The sequence below is a fragment of the Hyphomicrobium sp. genome (assembly GCF_036833075.1).
Taxonomy (GTDB): domain Bacteria; phylum Pseudomonadota; class Alphaproteobacteria; order Rhizobiales; family Hyphomicrobiaceae; genus Hyphomicrobium_C.
On the sequence record NZ_DAITQL010000085.1, the window covers coordinates 1 to 16910 of the forward strand.

At 68.5% G+C, this 16910-nt stretch carries 15 protein-coding genes; 5 read left to right on the forward strand and 10 right to left on the reverse strand.

From position 1 onward, the window contains the following. Nucleotides 1-50 precede the first annotated feature (50 nt). The 4 genes from V7082_RS18150 to V7082_RS18165 form a co-directional block, all read right to left on the reverse strand. On the reverse strand, nt 51-824 hold the full coding sequence (locus V7082_RS18150) for an enoyl-CoA hydratase (RefSeq protein ID WP_334150797.1): 774 nt from the start codon (nt 822-824) through the stop codon (nt 51-53). 45 nt (nt 825-869) lie between these two features. Beyond that, nucleotides 870-1757 carry a bifunctional DNA-formamidopyrimidine glycosylase/DNA-(apurinic or apyrimidinic site) lyase gene (gene mutM, locus V7082_RS18155; RefSeq protein ID WP_334150799.1) on the reverse strand — a complete coding sequence of 296 codons (888 nt, stop codon included), beginning with the start codon at nt 1755-1757 and terminating at the stop codon, nt 870-872. Nucleotides 1758-1874: 117 nt separating this feature from the next. Next, complete coding sequence (locus V7082_RS18160; RefSeq protein ID WP_334150801.1) at nt 1875-2756, reverse strand: hypothetical protein; 882 nt, start codon at nt 2754-2756, stop codon at nt 1875-1877. Further along, nucleotides 2753-5275: a Lon protease family protein gene (locus V7082_RS18165; protein WP_334150802.1), complete on the reverse strand. Its 2523-nt coding sequence runs from the start codon at nt 5273-5275 to the stop codon at nt 2753-2755. Before V7082_RS18165 ends, V7082_RS18160 begins: the two co-directional genes overlap by 4 nt. 220 nt (nt 5276-5495) lie before the next feature. On the opposite strand from V7082_RS18165, the gene V7082_RS18170 reads away from it, so the two are divergent. Then, nucleotides 5496-6005 carry an MmcB family DNA repair protein gene (locus V7082_RS18170; protein ID WP_334150804.1) on the forward strand — a complete coding sequence of 170 codons (510 nt, stop codon included), beginning with the start codon at nt 5496-5498 and terminating at the stop codon, nt 6003-6005. Between the two features lie 115 nt (nt 6006-6120). On the opposite strand, the gene V7082_RS18175 is transcribed toward V7082_RS18170, so the two are convergent. Then, the gene (locus tag V7082_RS18175) at nt 6121-6711 is read right to left on the reverse strand and encodes an ActR/PrrA/RegA family redox response regulator transcription factor (RefSeq protein ID WP_442909818.1); all 591 of its coding nucleotides are present in this window, start codon (nt 6709-6711) and stop codon (nt 6121-6123) included. Nucleotides 6712-6846: 135 nt separating this feature from the next. Then, nucleotides 6847-8277, reverse strand: a complete 1431-nt coding sequence (locus V7082_RS18180; protein ID WP_334150807.1) for an ActS/PrrB/RegB family redox-sensitive histidine kinase — start codon at nt 8275-8277, stop codon at nt 6847-6849. 202 nt (nt 8278-8479) lie between these two features. Here V7082_RS18180 and V7082_RS18185 point away from each other — a divergent pair, with 202 nt between their 5' ends. Together V7082_RS18185 and V7082_RS18190 are read left to right on the forward strand one after the other, a co-directional pair. Then, nucleotides 8480-9154 (forward strand): SCO family protein, encoded by a 675-nt coding sequence (locus V7082_RS18185; RefSeq protein WP_334150809.1) that lies wholly within the window; start codon nt 8480-8482, stop codon nt 9152-9154. Nucleotides 9155-9339: 185 nt separating this feature from the next. Then, nucleotides 9340-10719, forward strand: a complete 1380-nt coding sequence (locus tag V7082_RS18190) for a polyhydroxyalkanoate depolymerase (protein ID WP_334150811.1) — start codon at nt 9340-9342, stop codon at nt 10717-10719. 64 nt (nt 10720-10783) lie between these two features. On the opposite strand, the gene folD is transcribed toward V7082_RS18190, so the two are convergent. From folD to V7082_RS18205, 3 genes are all read right to left on the reverse strand, one after another. After that, nucleotides 10784-11680 carry a bifunctional methylenetetrahydrofolate dehydrogenase/methenyltetrahydrofolate cyclohydrolase FolD gene (gene folD, locus V7082_RS18195; RefSeq protein ID WP_334150812.1) on the reverse strand — a complete coding sequence of 299 codons (897 nt, stop codon included), beginning with the start codon at nt 11678-11680 and terminating at the stop codon, nt 10784-10786. Nucleotides 11681-11872: 192 nt separating this feature from the next. Then, a complete protein-coding gene (locus V7082_RS18200) occupies nt 11873-12811 on the reverse strand; it encodes a 50S ribosomal protein L11 methyltransferase (RefSeq protein WP_334150814.1) in 939 nt (312 codons plus the stop codon). Nucleotides 12812-12848: 37 nt separating this feature from the next. After that, nucleotides 12849-14513 (reverse strand): GMC family oxidoreductase, encoded by a 1665-nt coding sequence (locus tag V7082_RS18205; protein WP_334150816.1) that lies wholly within the window; start codon nt 14511-14513, stop codon nt 12849-12851. A gap of 325 nt (nt 14514-14838) precedes the next feature. Here V7082_RS18205 and V7082_RS18210 point away from each other — a divergent pair, with 325 nt between their 5' ends. Together V7082_RS18210 and V7082_RS18215 are read left to right on the forward strand one after the other, a co-directional pair. Next, a complete protein-coding gene (locus tag V7082_RS18210) occupies nt 14839-15273 on the forward strand; it encodes a GlcG/HbpS family heme-binding protein (RefSeq protein WP_334150817.1) in 435 nt (144 codons plus the stop codon). A 51-nt stretch (nt 15274-15324) separates the two neighbouring features. Next, nucleotides 15325-15450: a hypothetical protein gene (locus V7082_RS18215; protein WP_334150819.1), complete on the forward strand. Its 126-nt coding sequence runs from the start codon at nt 15325-15327 to the stop codon at nt 15448-15450. A gap of 189 nt (nt 15451-15639) precedes the next feature. Here V7082_RS18215 and V7082_RS18220 read toward each other — a convergent pair whose 3' ends face one another. Further along, nucleotides 15640-16617, reverse strand: a complete 978-nt coding sequence (locus tag V7082_RS18220; RefSeq protein ID WP_334150820.1) for a L,D-transpeptidase family protein — start codon at nt 16615-16617, stop codon at nt 15640-15642. Between the last annotated feature and the right edge of the window lie 293 nt (nt 16618-16910).

Sequence of the window (16910 nt, forward strand, 5' to 3'; positions counted from 1 at the left end):
CCAATTACTTCAGGAATGCAGGATATGCTTCCGCCTAAGTTGAACACGCTCTAAGCGTTCTTGAACGCGGCGCGCCGCTTCTCCAGGAATGCGGCCATGCCTTCCTTCTGGTCGTGGGTCGCGAACAGCGAATGGAACGTGCGCCGCTCGTAGCGGATGCCTTCGGCGAGCGTCGTCTCGTAGGCCCGGTTGACGCAGTCCTTGGTCATCATCGCCGCCGGAAGCGACATCGAGGCGATCGTCTCGGCGGTCTTGAGCGCGTCCGCAAGCAGGTCCGCCGCCGGCACGATGCGCGCCACGAGCCCGGCCCGCTCGGCTTCCGCCGCGTCCATCAGCCGTCCGGTGAGACAGAGCTCCATGGCCTTCGACTTGCCGATGGCGCGGATCAGCCGCTGCGTGCCGCCGGCGCCGGGCATGATGCCGAGCTTGATCTCTGGCTGCCCGAACCTGGCGCTGTCGGCGGCGAGAATGAGGTCGCAGCTCATGGCGAGCTCGCAGCCCCCGCCGAGCGCGAAGCCCGCCACCGCCGCGATCACCGGCTTGCGGCAGCGCGCGATGCGCTCCCAGCTCGCGATGAAGTCAGAGGCATAGGCTTCCATATAGGTCTTGGCCTGCATCTCCTTGATGTCGGCGCCGGCCGCGAATGCTTTCTCCGAGCCCGTGAGCACGATCGCGCCGATGCCGGCGTCCGCCTCGAACCCGTCGAGCGCCTCGTTGAGCTCGCCGATGAGCTGGTCGTTGAGGGCGTTGAGCGCCTGCGGCCGGTTGAGGGTGATGAGCCCCACGCGCCCGCGCGTCTCGACCAGGATCGTTTCGAAAGCCATATTCGCTCCCCTCCGGTTGGTATGTACGGGGTCCCCCCTGGACCCTCAGCGCTGGCACGCGGGACAGAAGAAGCTGGACCGCCCGCCTTGCACGCTGCGTTGCACAATGCCCCGGCACCCGGGCCGGACGCAAGGCTCCCCCGCGCGCCCGTAGACCTGGAACGTGGTCTGGAAGCCTCCGGTGCTGCCGTCGGCCCTGCGGTAGTCGCGCAGCGTCGAGCCGCCCGCCGCGATGGCGTCGGCAAGCACGCTTCTGATCCCGGCGACGAGGCGGGCCGCCGCCGCCGCGGACTTGCCGCCGGCCGTCGCCAGGAGCGAGGCGCGCCGCGTCGGCCTGAGGCGCGCGCGGAACAGCGCCTCGCACACGTAGATGTTGCCGAGGCCGGCGACGATGCGCTGGTCCATGAGAAAGGCCTTGAGGTCGCTGCGCCGGCCCGCCGCGCGCCGCGCGAGATAGTCGGCTGTGAGATCCGTCGACAGCGGCTCGACGCCGAGCCCACGCATCATGGCGTGCTGGGCGAGCTCCACTTCCGGAACGAGCAGCATGTAGCCGAACCGACGCGGATCGGCGTACGTGACGCGCCCGCCGCCCTGCATATCGAACACCGCGTGCATGTGCTTGGGGCCGGTGTCCGCGTCATGCTCGTAATCGCCGAGAAGGTGCGGGACGGCCTCGCCAGGCGCCTGCACATGGAAGCGGCCCGTCATCCCGAGATGCATGAGAAGCGCTTCGTCGGTCGAAAGATGCGCGATGAGATACTTGGCGCGCCGCTCGAGGCTGTTGACACGCGCGCCCGTGAGCCGCTTGGCGAAGTTCTCGGGAAACGGAAAGCGCAGGTCCGCCCGCCGCGTCGTGACGCGCGCGAAGGTGCGGCCGGTCAGCACGGGGGCGAGCCCCATGCGTACGGTTTCGACCTCGGGCAGCTCCGGCATGCGCTCCTCGTCCGCGGTGCGCGAGCTAGTAGCGGCACGAGCGGGGCTGGGCAAGACGTCTCTCGTGGCCCAGGCTCCGAGCGGACGGAGGGGGCGCTCCGCGCGCCCTCTCGGCGATCAACGCACGAGGAACAGCGGCCCGTCGATGAGCTCGGCGAAGGGCGCCACGTCGCACTCGCGCGGCGTCAGCGTGCCGCCGAAGCGGGTGATGACGAACCCCGCGCCCGCGGCCCGCATCAGGCTAGCGACGCTCCGCGGCGTGTGCGCCGTCATGTCGATGACCTCGAAGGCGAGGCCGGGCGTCGGGCCGAGCGCGAGGCGGATCTGGCCTTCGGTCCAGTCCTGGCGCGCCTGGTCGTGCTCGAGGAGCCAAAGGGCCGCGGCCCCGCCCGTGGCCGTCGCGATCCGCTCGGCCGCCCGCATCATCGGGACGACGCGGTCCAGCTCCTCGACGACGGCGATCACCGGCCCGCTGGTGCGCTGCGCCGCGCGTCCGGCGACGACGATGCCGGTCGTCGCATGCACGGCTTCGAACAACGCCTCAAGTCCGGCGCCGGCATGGCCCGTGCCGTTGCCGTTGCGGACGGGCGCGCCGAGAGTCACGACGTTCCAGGGGCCGTTCTCGGCGCAGACGTCGGCCAGCGCCCGGACGGGCTCGGCACGCACCACGCGCGCTTCCGCCCTGACGTCCGCCGCCTTGGCGCGGGCGAGGATATGGCGCTGCAGCGCCGCGGCCTGGACACGCATGTCCCGCGCCAGCGTATCGGCCGAGAGCGCCCGCGTCTCCCGGCCCGAAAGCGGGATCTCGCGCGCGAACGGCAACGTCGCCAGTTCGAAAAGCTGTCGATCCTCGATGAACACGCTCTCGACCTCGGACTCGAACGCTTGCGCGAGGCGGAACGCCGCGTCCACGGCCGTTTCCTGCGTTTCGCCGGAGCTACCGAGCCAGAGCACCACGCGCCCGCGCTGCTCGTCGGCGTGTGCGACGTGCGCGATCATGCCTGCGTTGCTCCCGTGGCGGCGTTTGGCCCGAACGCGCGGGCGCGCTCCGCGAACGCTTTGAGGCGCGCCGCGACGCGCCCGTTGACGGTCCCGGCGGCAAAGGTCCCATCCGGGTTTTTCTCGCCGGGCGCGAGCCCGGTGAGGAGCGCGATGCCCTCGTCGACGGTCTTGATGGCATAGACCGCGAAGCGTCCCTCGCGCACGGCCGTGACCACGTCCTCGCGCAGCATGAGGGATTGCCGGTTCGCGGCCGGAATGAGCACGCCCTGCGCGCCCGTGAGCCCGCGGGCCGCGCACACGTCGAAGAAACCCTCGATCTTCTCGTTGACGCCGCCGACGGCCTGCATCTCGCCCAGCTGGTTGACCGATCCGGTCACCGCGATCTCCTGGCGCAAGGGTGCGTTCGCGAGTGCGGAGAGAAGCGCGAACAGCTCGGCCGCGGAAGCGCTGTCGCCTTCGATCGTCTCGTAGGACTGCTCGAAGACGAGCGTGGCCGCGAGCGCGAGTGGCGCGTCCTGCGCGAAGCGGCCCGCGAGATAGCCCCAGAGGATCATGACGCCTTTGGCGTGCAGCGGCCCGCCGAGCTGGGCCTCGCGCTCGATGTCGGTGATGCGCCCCTGGCCGACGTGCACGCGGGCGGTGATCCGCGCCGGCCGTCCGAATCCGGCGTGTCCCTTCTGCACGAGCGAGAGCGCGTTGATCTGCCCCACGGTCGCGCCCGCCGTATCGACCAGCACCACGCCGCGCGCGACCGAGTCCTGAAGATGCTCGCGAAGCCGGTCGTTGCGTCGCGCGCGCTCCTTGAGCGCGCGCTCGACGTCGGCGGCGGTCGTCGCCTTGGCCTCGCGGGCGCCGCTGTCGACCCAGTAGTCGGCCTCGCGCAGGATGTCGGCGATCCGGCCCACGTCGAGGCTGAGCTTGTCGCGGTCCTCCGCCATGCGCTGGGCCTCCTCGATGAGGCGGGCAACCCCGTTGGCATCGACGGGCTTCAACCCGTGCGTCCCGACCAGCGCCGCAATGAGACGCGCGAACGCGCGGTCGTTCTCGGTGCTCCGCACGAGGGTCTCGTCCACGTCTGCCTGCACCTTGAAGAGCTGTGCGAACTCGGGATCGGTCTCACCGATGCTCTGCTGGAGATCGCCGTCCATGATGAGGACGATCTTGATGGCGAGCGGGATCGGCTCGGGCTCGAGCGCCGGCACGGGATGAGGCCCCTGCCTGGCGGGCTCCGCCGCCTCGATGCGGATCTCGCCTGTTTCGAGCGCCCGCTTGAGCGCCGTCCAGGCGGCGGGCTCCGCGAGCACGCGCCGCGCCTCGATGACCAGCGCGCCGCCGTTGGCGCGATGCAGCGCGCCCGGCCGGATCGCGAGAAAATCGGCGCCGGCATCGGGGGACGGCGTGACGGACCCCACGAGATGGGCGAGCGTGGGGTTGGACGCGTCTGCGATCGGAGCGCCCGCCGTGGGGTCTGCGTTCGCGACGAGGACGTTGACGAGATAGCGGCGCAACCGCACGTCCTCCGCGGGATCGGTCGCGGCCCGTGCGGCCGCACCGGCGCTGTCCGGCGTGGCGAGCAGGGCGCCGTTGGCTACGAGGTCCTTTTCGAGCTCCGCAAGGAACGAGGCCACCGGGGCGAGGTCTGCGAACGCGGCCGAGACAGGCTCCAGTGCCTCCTCGACGGCGTGACGTGCCACCTCCTCGTCGAGCGCGGCGCGCTCGAGGCGGCGACGCTTGTCGGCCTTGGGCTCCGAGGCGAGGATGGCTTCGAGCTCCGACTGGAGCGCCGTGATGCGCGTCTCGACATCGCGGCGCATCGGCTCGGGAAGCTGGCCGAACACTTCGGACCGCACCACCTTGCCGTCGTGCATGGGCGCCATGGCGAAGCCGCGCGGCGTGCGCAGCACGGCGATGTTCTGCTGCGCGGCCCGCATCTGAAGCGCATCGAGCGCGCCCTCCTGGCCGCCGCGGAACGCTTCCTCGATGGCGCGCTGCCGCGCACGGTAGTCCTCGGAGGCGAAGGCGGCGGGCAGTGTCGCGGCAAGCTCGCGGATGGCCGCGCGGACCCCCCGCGCAAATGCCTGCGCGCGCCCCGCCGGCAGCGACAGGGCGCGCGGCCGGCGGGGATCGGCGAAATTGTTGACGTAGACCCAGTCGGGCGGCGTTTGTGATGCGGCCGCGATTTTGGCAAGATGCGCGCGCACCGCAGCGGTCCGGTCGGCGGAGGGCGGCCCCACGACGAAGATGTTGAAGTCGCGCGCCCGCATGCGGAGGCCGAAGTCGATCGCGTGGATGGCGCGCTCCTGCCCGACGAGAGCGCTTGCGGGCTCGAGATCGGCCGTGGTCTTGAAGCCGAGGTCGCGCCCGTCGACGGTCCGGCGCAGGTCCGCGGGGGAAAGCGGTTGCAGCCCGGCCGTGGCGGCAAGGGCAGGGTCGGCCGTGTCGGCCCGCGCTTCGGCCTCGACCTGAGGAGCCGCCGTCGGCGCGGATTTGGTCTTGGTCAACCGTTTGAAGAACATCAGATTGGCGATCTCACGGTGTCAGGTGCAAGGCGTGTCTTGAGGCGCAAGGCGCACGCGACCTCGAAAATGCCGAGCGCGCTTCGGCGAGGTCGAAAAAGAACGGTCCGTCGCTAGGCCATGACCGAGTGTGCGGACAGATCAAGGGTCCCATCACGACGACCCGAGGACAGTGTTTACGTGCTGTAGTGGCAGATCGATGACCGAAGGGGATGGCGGTGTGGACAACGCGGTTAACCAAGCATCTATTCCGCGCGCCTCTCTCGGCGGCCCGCAGTCGGCCGCGGCGCGCGAGATCTGCCGAGGGGTGGTGCGCGTTCTGGCGGCCCATGGGCTGACGGCGTTGGCCGAGCTGCCGCTGCCGAACGGCCGGCGCGCCGATGTCGTCGGCATCGGCGCGGACGGCATGCTTTGGATTGTCGAGATCAAGTCCTCTCTGGAAGACTTTCGCGCCGATCACAAATGGCCGGAGTACCGGGAATTTTCAGACCGGCTGTTCTTCGCCGTGGGCGCGGAGTTCCCACGCGAGATCCTGCCCGGGGACGCGGGCCTCATCGTCGCCGACCGCTATGGCGGGGAGATCGTTCGCGCGGCCCCCGAGATCCGCCTCCCCGCTCCGACGCGCAAAGCCATGACCTTGCGTTTCGCCCGCGCGTCGGCCTCGCGCTTGTCCGTTTTGCTCGACCCGACGCTTCCCGCCGAGATCGGCCTCAGGCTCGGCGACGCATGAGTGTTTAAGGCGACCGGCCCACACAATTGACGTCACTCCGGCGGAGGCCGGAGCCTAGATACGTCGAAATCAAAGCTGTGATATTGCCGCCTCAATCGGAAAGGGCCGAAGTCGCCTACTTCGGCGCGCGCTTGGCCAGGATCCGCTGCAGCGTGCGCCGGTGCATGTTGAGCCGCCGCGCCGTTTCCGAGACGTTGCGGTTGCAGAGCTCGTACACGCGCTGAATGTGCTCCCAGCGGACGCGGTCCGCCGACATCGGGTTTTCCGGCGGCGCGGCTTTCGCGTTGTGGGGCGCGAGCAGCGCGTCGGTGACGTCGTCCGCATCGGCGGGCTTGGCGAGGTAGTCGATGGCGCCGAGCTTCACCGCCGACACCGCCGTGGCGATGTTGCCGTATCCCGTGAGGACGATGATGCGCGTATCGGGCCTGACACGCGTCAGCTCCGCGATCACGTCGAGGCCGTTCCCGTCCTCGAGCCGCATGTCGACGACGGCGAACGCCGGGGCCTGGGCCCGGATCAGCTCGATGCCCTCTGCGACCGAGTGCGCGCTGCGCACCTCGAACCCGCGCAGCTCCATGGCCCGCGCCAGCCGCTGCAGGAAAGGCCGGTCGTCGTCGACGATGATCAGCGAACGGTCTTCCGGCAGCTCGTCTTTCTGGAACGATAGATCTTCAGTCACCACGGAGTACCTCCCGATTTCTGGCATTTATATTAGCCGGGATCGGTTCGCCAAGGTGTGATGCGCGAATTGCATGCCTAATAGTGTGAAATTCTATGTCGCCGATTAAGGTGAATCGCTGGGCGGCAAGTCGTCTGGCAGCCGTCGAGACGACTAAGTCGCTCAAATCGCATCGGAAATAGGGTCTCCCGGTCCCGGAGGCTCCCGGTGCTTGGTCGGGCGCGGTATTTGCTGCTCCCGCTGGTCGGCGGCCGCCTCGAAGACGGATCTCGGCCAGATGACCCGCACCACGGCGCCGCGTTCGGGGGGCTTGCGGTTCTCGAACAGCAGCCGGGCGCCCGAGCGCTCGAGCAGCGTCTTGGCGATGAAGAACCCGAGGCCGAGCCCCGAGACCTTGGTCCCGCTCTTGCGCTCCTTGCGCCCATGCGAGCGCGTGGTGACGTAGGGTTCGCCGATGGTGTCGATCACCTCCGGCTTGAAGCCGGGGCCGTTGTCGGCGATGACCACGGTCACGGTCTGCCCGTCCCATTCGGCGCTGATCTCGACGTGGCTTTGCGCGTAGTCGGCGGCGTTCTCGATGATGTTGCCGAGCCCGTAGATGACCCCCGGCCGGCGGATTCCGACCGGCTGGCGGGCGGCAGGCCCGGCCGCGGCCGTGGCCGGCGCGGCGCGGATCTGGATAACGGTGAGGCTGTCCGCGTAAGGGGCGGCCGCCTCGTGCAGCATCTCCTTGACGGTGAGGCTTCCGTGCAGCGGATCCTCGTCCGGGGGATGGCGCGTCAGCTTCTGCAGGATCTCGCGGCAGCGCTGGGCCTGGCTTCGGAGCAGGAGGATGTCCTCCCGGTACGGACTGTCCCGGTCGATCTGGCGGGCGAGTTCGTTGGTGACCAGCGTGATGGTGGAGAGCGGCGTGCCGAGCTCATGGGCGGCCGCCGCCGCGAGCCCGTCCAGCGCGTGCAGCTTCTGCTCGCTCGCCAACACATGCTCGGTCGCGGCCAGCGCCGCCGACATCTGCCGCCCTTCCTGGGTCAGCCGCCAGACGTAGATGGCAAGGAAAGGCATCGAGGCGGTGACGGCCGAAAGAATGCCGATCTTGTACAGGAACGGCAGCGCCAGCGGCGGATCCACGTACCAGGGGAGCGGCATGGCGTAAAAGGCGAGCAGCCACGTGCACGCCAGCGCCAGGAGGCCGAGCCCGACCGTATAGACGAGCGGCAGCGTGGCGGCAGAGACCGCCACCGGCGCGACGATGAGCATGGTGAACGGATTGTCGATGCCGCCCGTGAGGTAGAGCAGCGAGGCGAGCTGGATAATATCGTAGGCGAGGAGCGCGGTGGCGAAGGCGACGGACAGCCGGTGCCGCGCCGGGTAGTAGATGGCCAGGAACACGTTGAGCCAGGCCGAGATGGCGATGATCGTGAGGCACGGGCCGATCGGCAGGTCGAAACGGAGCCAGAAATAGACCACGCAGAGCGCGAAGATCTGCCCGATGACGCCGATCCACCGGAGGCGCACGATCGTCTGCAGTCTGAGCTGGCTGTCGCCGCTGAAGCTGGCCTTGAATTCGAAGATACGGGTGAGCTGTCCGACCACGGGAGAAAACTTGCGTTACAGGAGGTTGCTGTCTACCAAGACTTGAAACTTTAGCACAACCCCGGGCGCGCGCCCTGCATGGGATTGCAACGGTGCCGGGTGCCCGGAGGACGCGGCCCAACGCCCGGATCCCGGCTCCGGCGAGGCCCAGCCGGACGCACGGGCGCACACAACGCGCGCGACCTCAACGAGCGAGACCCGCATGACCCAGAGAAAGACGGATTCCACGTCCCCGCCGCGCGCCCCGCGCAAAGTTCTCGTGCTGGCGCTGCTCGCCGGCCTCGCCGCCGGCGTGCTGTCGGCGGTTCTGCTGGCTTGGCTTCCCTCGGGTCCCTCCGACGCGCCGCCGGCGCAGACGGTGGGCAAGGCGCTGATCGGCGGCCCCTTCAGCCTGCTCGATGGGTCGGGCCGGCGCGTGACCGACAAGGACTTCGTCGGCAAGCCGCTGCTCGTCTATTTCGGCTTCACCCATTGTCCGGACGTGTGCCCGGCGGGTCTGCAGGTGATCGCGGCTGCGCTCGACGAGCTCGGCGACAAGGCCAACGGTCTCTCGGTCGTCTTCATCACCGTCGATCCCGAGCGCGATACGCCCGAGCTGATCGGCGAGTACGTCGCGAGCTTCCACAGCCGCATCACCGGCCTCTCCGGGTCGCCTGAGGACATTGCCGCGGTGACCAAAGCCTATCGCGTCTACGTCAAGAAGGTCGTCGACGAGGCTGCCCCCGGCGCCTACACCGTTGATCACAGCTCGTTCATGTATCTCATGGACGACAAGGGACAGTTCTTGCGGCACTTCCCCCACAGCATCGACGCCAAAGAGCTGGCCGCCGCACTGGCCAAGGCGATGAACGCATCGGCCGGAGGCTCGGGCGCTTAGCCATTCGCCTCGAATCAGTGCATTCTCGCCACGGGGGAGAGTTAAATAAGAAACAACATCGGGTTCTGGCGACCAATCGCCGCGTTTCCGTCTGGACGGACGGTCTTTCCCGCGCGTTATCGTGAGCAGGACTGACGCGAGGCGATCAGCAGACTGACGCCTTAAGATCGGGGAGGCATTCGATCGTGCTCTACCACTGGTATGAGATGGGCCATGTTGCGATGTGCCCGGCGCGCGCTCTGGCCGGGCAGCTCCGCTCGCTCGTCGAAAATCCCTGGAACCCCTTCTCCCAGACATCGGCCGGGCGCCACGCGTCGGCGGCCTTCGAGGTCTTCGAGCGCACGACGCGCCGCTATCCGAAGCCCGCCTTCGGGCTGACATCGACACGGATCGGAAGCCGCAGCGTCAAGGTTTCGGAGGAGGTCATCTGGGACCGCCCTTTTTGCCGTGTGATTCACTTTCAGCGTGACATGCCGGCCGCGCAGCGCGCGGCCGACCCCAAGATCCTGCTCGTTGCGCCGATGTCCGGCCACTACGCGACCCTTCTGCGCGGCACGGTCGAGGCCCTGCTGCCCCAGCACGAGGTCTACATCACCGACTGGCAGAATGCGCGCAGCACGCCCGTTTCCTCCGGCCGTTTCGGCCTCAGCGAGTACATCGATTATATCCGCGACATGCTCCGGATGTTCCGGGGCGACGTGCACGTATTCGCCGTGTGCCAGTCGGCCGTGCCGGTGATGGCCGCGGTTTCGCGCATGGAGGACGAGGCGGATCCCTCCGCGCCTTTGAGCATGATCCTGGCCGGCGGCCCGATCGACACGCGCGTCTCGCCGACGGCGGTCAACGAGGTCGCCGTCTCGCGCGGCACGGACTGGTTCGCGCGCCACGTGATCACGCCCGTGCCGTGGCCCTATGCCGGCTCGGGCCGCGAGGTCTACCCGGGCTTCCTGCAGCTATCGGGGTTCATGTCGATGAACCTCGACCGCCATGCCAACGCGCACAAGGATCTCTTCCGCCATCTCGTCAGCGGCGACGGCGACTCGGCCGAGAAGCACTGCGTCTTCTACGACGAGTATCTGGCCGTGATGGATCTCACGGCCGAGTTCTATCTCGAGACCATCGACACGGTGTTCGTGCGCCATGCGCTCCCCAAGGGGGAGATGACCCATCGCGGCCACCGCGTCGACCCCGGCAAGATCCGCCGCGTCGCGCTGATGACCATCGAGGGCGAGAAGGACGACATCACCGGCCTCGGCCAGTGCCGGGCCGCGCACGATCTCTGCACGGGATTGCCGCCGGAGCGGAAGCTGCACCTGGAATGCACGGGCGTGGGGCACTACGGCGTGTTCAACGGCTCGCGCTTCCGCACCGAGATCGCGCCGCGCGTCGCCCAGTTCGTGCGCCTCTTCGATCCGCGCGCCGAGCTGATCCTGACCCGCCCGATCACGTCGCGCCGCCCGGTCGCGGCGGGGATCGCTGGCTACGACCCGTCGTCGGTGGCCTTCACCTTCGCGCCGGCCAACGACACCGGCTCCGCCCCCTGCAGCGCGGCCGACGAAGCCTGACACCCGGATCTCAGCAGATAGATCTCATCAAAGCGCAGAGTGCGGTTGTGAAATAACCCGCGCTCTAACCCGCGCCGAGCAGGGCTTTGGCAGACCCGGGATCTTGCGCGCCCGCGCCGCGCACCGCGGAGTTGATGGTGTTGACGAGCAGCATCGTCACCGTCATCGGGCCGACGCCGCCCGGTACGGGCGTGATGAACGAGGCGCGTTGCGAGACGCCCTCGAAATCGCAGTCCCCGACCAGCTTGCCCGACGGCAGCCTGTTGATGCCGACGTCGATCACCACGGCGTCCTTTCGCACCATCGGCCCCGTGATCAGGTTCGGACAGCCCGCCGCGACGATCACGATGTCGGCCAGCACCGTGTATTGCGCAAGGTCGCGCGTCTTCGCATGGCACACCGAGACCGTCGCCTCGTGCTGCATCAGCATCAGGGCCATCGGCTTGCCGACGATGTTGCTCGCCCCCACCACCACGGCGTTGCGCCCGACGACCGAAATCCCTTCGTGCTCGAGCAGCCGCATCACGCCGTAGGGCGTGCATGGCGGAAAGACCGTTCCGCCGACGACGAGGCCGCCGACGTTGTAGAGATGGAAGCCGTCGACATCCTTCTCGGCCGGGATCGTGCCGAGCACGCGCTCGATGTTGAAGTGCTTGGGCAGCGGAAGCTGGACCAGGATGCCGTGCACCTCCGGGCTCGCTTTCAGGCGCTCGATGAGGCCGATCACCTCCTCCTCCGAGGAGGTCTCCGGCAGCAGGAAGCGCTCCGACCGGATGCCGACGTCCTCGCAGGCGCGCATTTTGTTGCGCACGTACACGGCCGAGGCGGGGTTGTTGCCGACCATGATGACGGCAAGACCCGGCGTGACGCCATGGTCCCGCTTGAGGGCCTCGACACGCTCGCGGCATTTCTGACGTTCTGCGGCCGCCACGGCTTTGCCGTCGATGAGTCGCGCTGTCATGAGCGTCTTTCCTATGGGTAAAGGTATTTGAATAATACGCAATGATCGGCGCGCCGCAAGATGCTGCGCAATCACGCGCCGGAAAAACCCGCATTGGTGCCGATAAAAAAGAAACGCCTCAGTGTCGCGCGGAAATGACGCTGATCTGGAAACGATTTGCACGCGCGGCGTCGCCCGGCCGTGGCCGAGCGCTCACGGGATCCAGCCTTTGTCGAGGCTCATGGCCTGGCGGGCTTTCGACGCGCCGTCGCCATCGAAATGCACGGCCGTCCAGGCGAGGTGCGTGCCCGCCTCCTCCGACGATTTGGAGCGCAGCGTGACGAGGATGCGTTCGCCGGAGGCCGCCGTCATCGGCACCTCCAGCGGGAAATAGAGCTGCTCCCAGTGCGTGGGCGGGGCGTGCGGCGCCGTCGAGAGCCGCACGCCCTCGATCAGCTCCGCGTCCCACCAGTAGGCGAAGCCGTACACCGTGCGCGCGCTGTCGAGCGTCCACGACACCTCGCCCTTGCGGTTGCTCTTGGCGTCGGAGCCGAGCGTCACGGAATCCCACTCCTTCGCCGCCGCGCCGCCGTCGAGCAGGTCGCAAGCCGCGAAGCGGCGCACATAGACGTTGTTGAGGCTCATCTTGCGCGCATCCGAGAGATCGATCCCGAAGCCGACCTCGTCCCATACGATGAGCTCGCGATGGATGCGCTCGGAGATCACGGGGACGACGAACTGGCGGATGCGCGACGGGATCATGACGCCGCCGTCCTTGAGGTGGCGCAGGTGTGCGTCGGCGAGCGTGGCGACGATGTTTTCCTCGAGCGCATAGTTGCCGAGCGTCTCGGAGACGACCACGTCGACGCGCGGCGGATCCTCCATCTCCGTCGAGTGGCACGGCATGAGGTGGCACGCCTTGGCGCGGTTGGCCTTGATCGCCGCCGCCGCGACGCCGGCCACCTCGGCGGCCTCGTACATCAGCACCTCGCGCGCGCCGAGCTTCGCCGCCATGAGGCCGATCAGCCCCGTGCCCGCGCCGATGTCGGCAACCGTCGTCTCGCCGCGCCGGATCACGCGCGCGAGCGCGTCGTGGAAGCCCTGATTGCGGATCGCGTCCGCGATCAGCGTGCGGTGGTATTCGATGCGCATGAGTTCGGCGTCGGGGTTCGGGGATCGTGGCGCGATGTCAGGCCGGCGCGGATGCGGGCGAAACAGGTGCCGTTGTGTAGCGCAAGCCCCGGTCTTGCGCAAAGTGCAGCATGGCCCGCTCGGCGAGCGCCGTGATGGTGAGCAGCGGGTTGACTCCCAGCGAGCGCGGGATCACCGCGCCGTCGATCACGTAGAGCCCCTCGTGCACCGCCGTGCCGCCGGCACCCGATCTGCCGTCGAACACGCGGCACGCGTGGTCCACCACGCCTTCGTCGCGTGCGCGGCCCATGCCGCACCCCCCGAGCGGATGGGCGGTCGCGGGCTGGTGCCCCATGATGGTCCCTGCGAGCGGGTTCTTGACGTAGGCGCCGCCGCTCGCCGCGACGACGCGCGAGAGAATGCTGTCGAGCTTGGCGTAGACCGGCTCGTCCTTGGCGTCCGCCCAGGTGAGCGCGAGCTGATCGTCATCGAGCAGGAAGCGTCCCGACGCGCTGTCGTGGGAGACGGCGAAGAACGTCTGCAGGCTTGCGAACGGCCCTTTGTAGACGCCATTGACGAGGCTCGAGAGGGCGCCGAGCAGCCGGCCGTTGGGTAGGAACATCACCGGCAGCACGGAGGCGAATGCGGAGGGTAGAGCCCCCTCCTGCACGTTGAGCTCGTTTGTGAATGCGGCCGCGTCGCGGAACTCGAGCTGCCCCGAGACGGCCGCGCCGATCTCGAGCCCCTCGACCTTGGGCGGGAAGCCGACTCCGACAGCGTTGACGGGCGTCTTTGCACCGTAGCCGAAGGCGATGATGTCGCCGTTGGCCGAGAACCGGTGTCCGAGCCGGTCGGAGAGAGCGAGCCCCGCCTCGCGCGAGCGCAGGAGGATCTCCGTCGAGCCGAGGGTTCCGGCGGCGAGCACCACCACGGGCGCTTCGATCGCGATGTCCGCCGACGCGCGGCCGGGGCCGACCGGCCGCGCCGAAACCCGCCACATCCCGTCCCCGCTTGCGCGCACGGTCTCTGCCTTGAGGCCCGTGAACACCTCCGCGCCGTGGTTGACCGCATCGGGGAGATAGGTGAGCGCCACCGTGTTCTTGGCCCCCACGTTGCAGCCCGCGCAGCAATCTCCGCAGCGCGTGCAGGCGAGCTGGTGGATGCCCGCTGGGTTCGTCGTTTCCTCGAAGCTGACGGCGATGGGCGAGGCGACGAGTGTGCCGCCGACGCTCGCGCCGGCGCGCGCCAGCACGTCGAATTTCGTCATCTCGCGGGCCCGCGGGTCCGAGGCCGGCCGCAGCCATTGCTCGGCCCGGCGGAAGCCCTCCTCGAGCGTTCCGTCGCGTGCGATCTCGTCCGGCCACGCGGCGTCCGCGAACACCCGCGCGTCGGGAACGAGCGACACGCCCGCATTGACGAGCGAGCCGCCGCCGAGGCCGCAGGCGACGAGCACGTGCATGTCGCGGCCGAGACGCACGTCGTAGATGGCCTGCTCGGAGCCCGTGCGGAAGCTTTTGCCGGTGACCTGGAACTCGCTCCTGAGCTCGCTGAACTTCTGCGGGAACGCGCCGGTCGCGATCTCGCGCCCCCGCTCCAGCACGGCAACGCGCTTGCCGGCGCGCGAGAGGCGCGAGGCCGTCACGCCGCCCCCGTAGCCCGAGCCGACGACGATCACGTCGTAGCGCCCTTTGAGGGCGCTGAGCGGAAGGCTCATTGGTGACATGTGAAAATCCCGTTCGACGTCGAAGCCATGTGCGCGCCCCGCGGGCGCTTTCGTTTGCCTGTTCGAGGACTGCTGTTGCGCGAGACGCGCGCGTCCAGGGCTACTCCGCCGCGCCGCGATGCGCAATGCGGCCCTGAGGACCACGCCGAGACGGGTCGGAGACGTGGTTTTTACGGAATGCAATCAGGGTTTCAGGCTTTGCCGGCGCGCCCGCCTGGATTAGACGGGGTGGGACGGCACACGCGGCCAAGGCCATTGAAAATCACGGTTACCGCCGCGATATGTCGGACCCGCGCGGCCCGCGCGCACCCGGAGGATGAAACCCATGCATGTGACGATCGACGACGCGAAGAAGATCATCGAGGCCGCGCGCAAGGAGGCCGAACGGACCAAGACCAAGATGTGCATCGCCGTCGTCGACAGCGGCGCCAACCTCAAGGCATTCCATCGCATGGACGACGCGTGGGTCGGCTCCATCGACATCGCCATCAAGAAAGCCAAGACGGCCGTCTTCTTCGGCATGCCGACCGGCCAGATCGGCCAGCTTTCGCAACCCGGCGGCCCGCTGTTCGGCATCGAGCATTCGAACGATGGCCTGATCACCTTCCCGGGCGGCCTCCCCATCGTCGACAAGGACGGCGTCCTGATCGGCGCCATCGGCGTCTCGGGCAGCTCGGTCGAGAACGACCACAAGGTGGCGGCGGCGGGCGTGAAGCCGGTCGGCGTCTGCGACCTTCCCGAGCATCCCTGGCGCACCTGACGGCGCACGAACGAACACAGGCCCTCCCGTCTCGGACGGGAGGGCCTTGTCATGCGCCGATATCATGCGCCGATCGAGGTGGCGTGCCACGCGGAACGGCGCGAGCCCGTCAATGTCGGAGAGCGCCAGCAGCACACTCGACACGACGAACACCACATGGATGACGACCAGCAGTAGATCTCGCGCCCGGAGACATTCTGGATCAACATGAACTGCTTCAGAGGCTGGACCGCGGAGATGGCGAAGATGGACGGAGCCGCGCCTGGACCATGATCACGCGAGGCCCTATCGGCCTGGAGGGTGAAAAATCGGTCTCATCAAAGAGATAGAGCGTGATCCCGAACTCGATCAAAAACGAACGACGCTCTATCGCGTGCGCCCGGCTGTCGTGCCGTCGGCCGCGCTTTTCCCTTCGGCCGTGACCACGACCGGCGTCGGGCATCCCTCGCGCACGGCGCCGAGCATCATGTCGCGGCCCGGGCGCCCGCGGCGGCTCTTCGTGTCGGCCGTGTCGTCGACGGGGAGCGCCGCCTTGGGGAGCGCATCCTGCACCCGGTAGCGGCCTTCGCAGACGCTGATCCGTGGCGGGCGTCCCGTGCGCGCGAAGGATCGGTCACCCTCCTTCAGCGTCGACCAGAAGTCGTGCCAGGGGCTTCCGGCGCGGGCGGCGAGCGCCTCCTCGCTCATGCGGAACGGAAACACGTGCACGGGGATGTGCCGCTGCCCGTCGCGGATCGCCGCCTTGGCGAGACCGTAGATCTCGCCGATCACCGGGTTGGTCATGGCGAAGCAGCCGACCGACGAGCAGCCGCCGTGCAGGAGGATGTAGGAGCCGTCGCGCTTGTGCGCGCGGTCAAACGCGTTCGGGAAGCCGAGGTTGATCGCGCGCGGCCAGCGGCCGATATGCTGCAGTTGCCGGGTGGTGATCGTGTAGAAGCCTTCCGGCGTCTGCTTGTCGCCCTCGCGCTGCTTGGGGCCGAGCGTGCCGGACCAGTGGCAGATCGGATAGGTGGCGAAGAGCTGGAAGCGATCGCCCTTCTCGAGCCAGATCTCGAGCTCGCTCGTCTCCTTGAAGATCCGCATCAGCATCGGCGCGCCGGATTTGAACCCTGCCGCCTTGAGCCGTTGCTCGAGGCGGGCGACGTCCGGCGTGTTGGCGAGCGGCAGGCGCCCCTCGGCATTGGCCCGCTGCCGCTCGATGCGGTCGGGCGCCACGTCCTTGAGCTCGATGGTGATGGCCGCTGCCGGAGCGGCCGCGGCGGCGAGAAGCGCAGCCACGAGGCCGGCACGGGCTGCCGCCCGGACCGCAAACCGCCTCTCCTGTCCTGGCGTCCTGCCGGACATGCCGCGTCCCCATGCCGGAAATGACTTGAGCCAAAAATGACTTGGCCAATTGAAAGCACGGGACGGCGGGCAGCGAAACCCCGTCGCAGGGTTATCGATAATTCGGCGTCGGATCGGCGCCGGTACGCCACAGACGCCTGTGGAACGTGGGGAAAAGTGCCAGCGAAGGGACCGGCGCACGGCGCCCCTCGCTGGCTGGAGCCGGATCGCGCCGGGCGGCCCCTCCGCCGGTCCGAGCCTAGAGCGCGTTCATCTTTAGCTGAATCGCGAGGGATTCCCAAACGGCCGCGAAT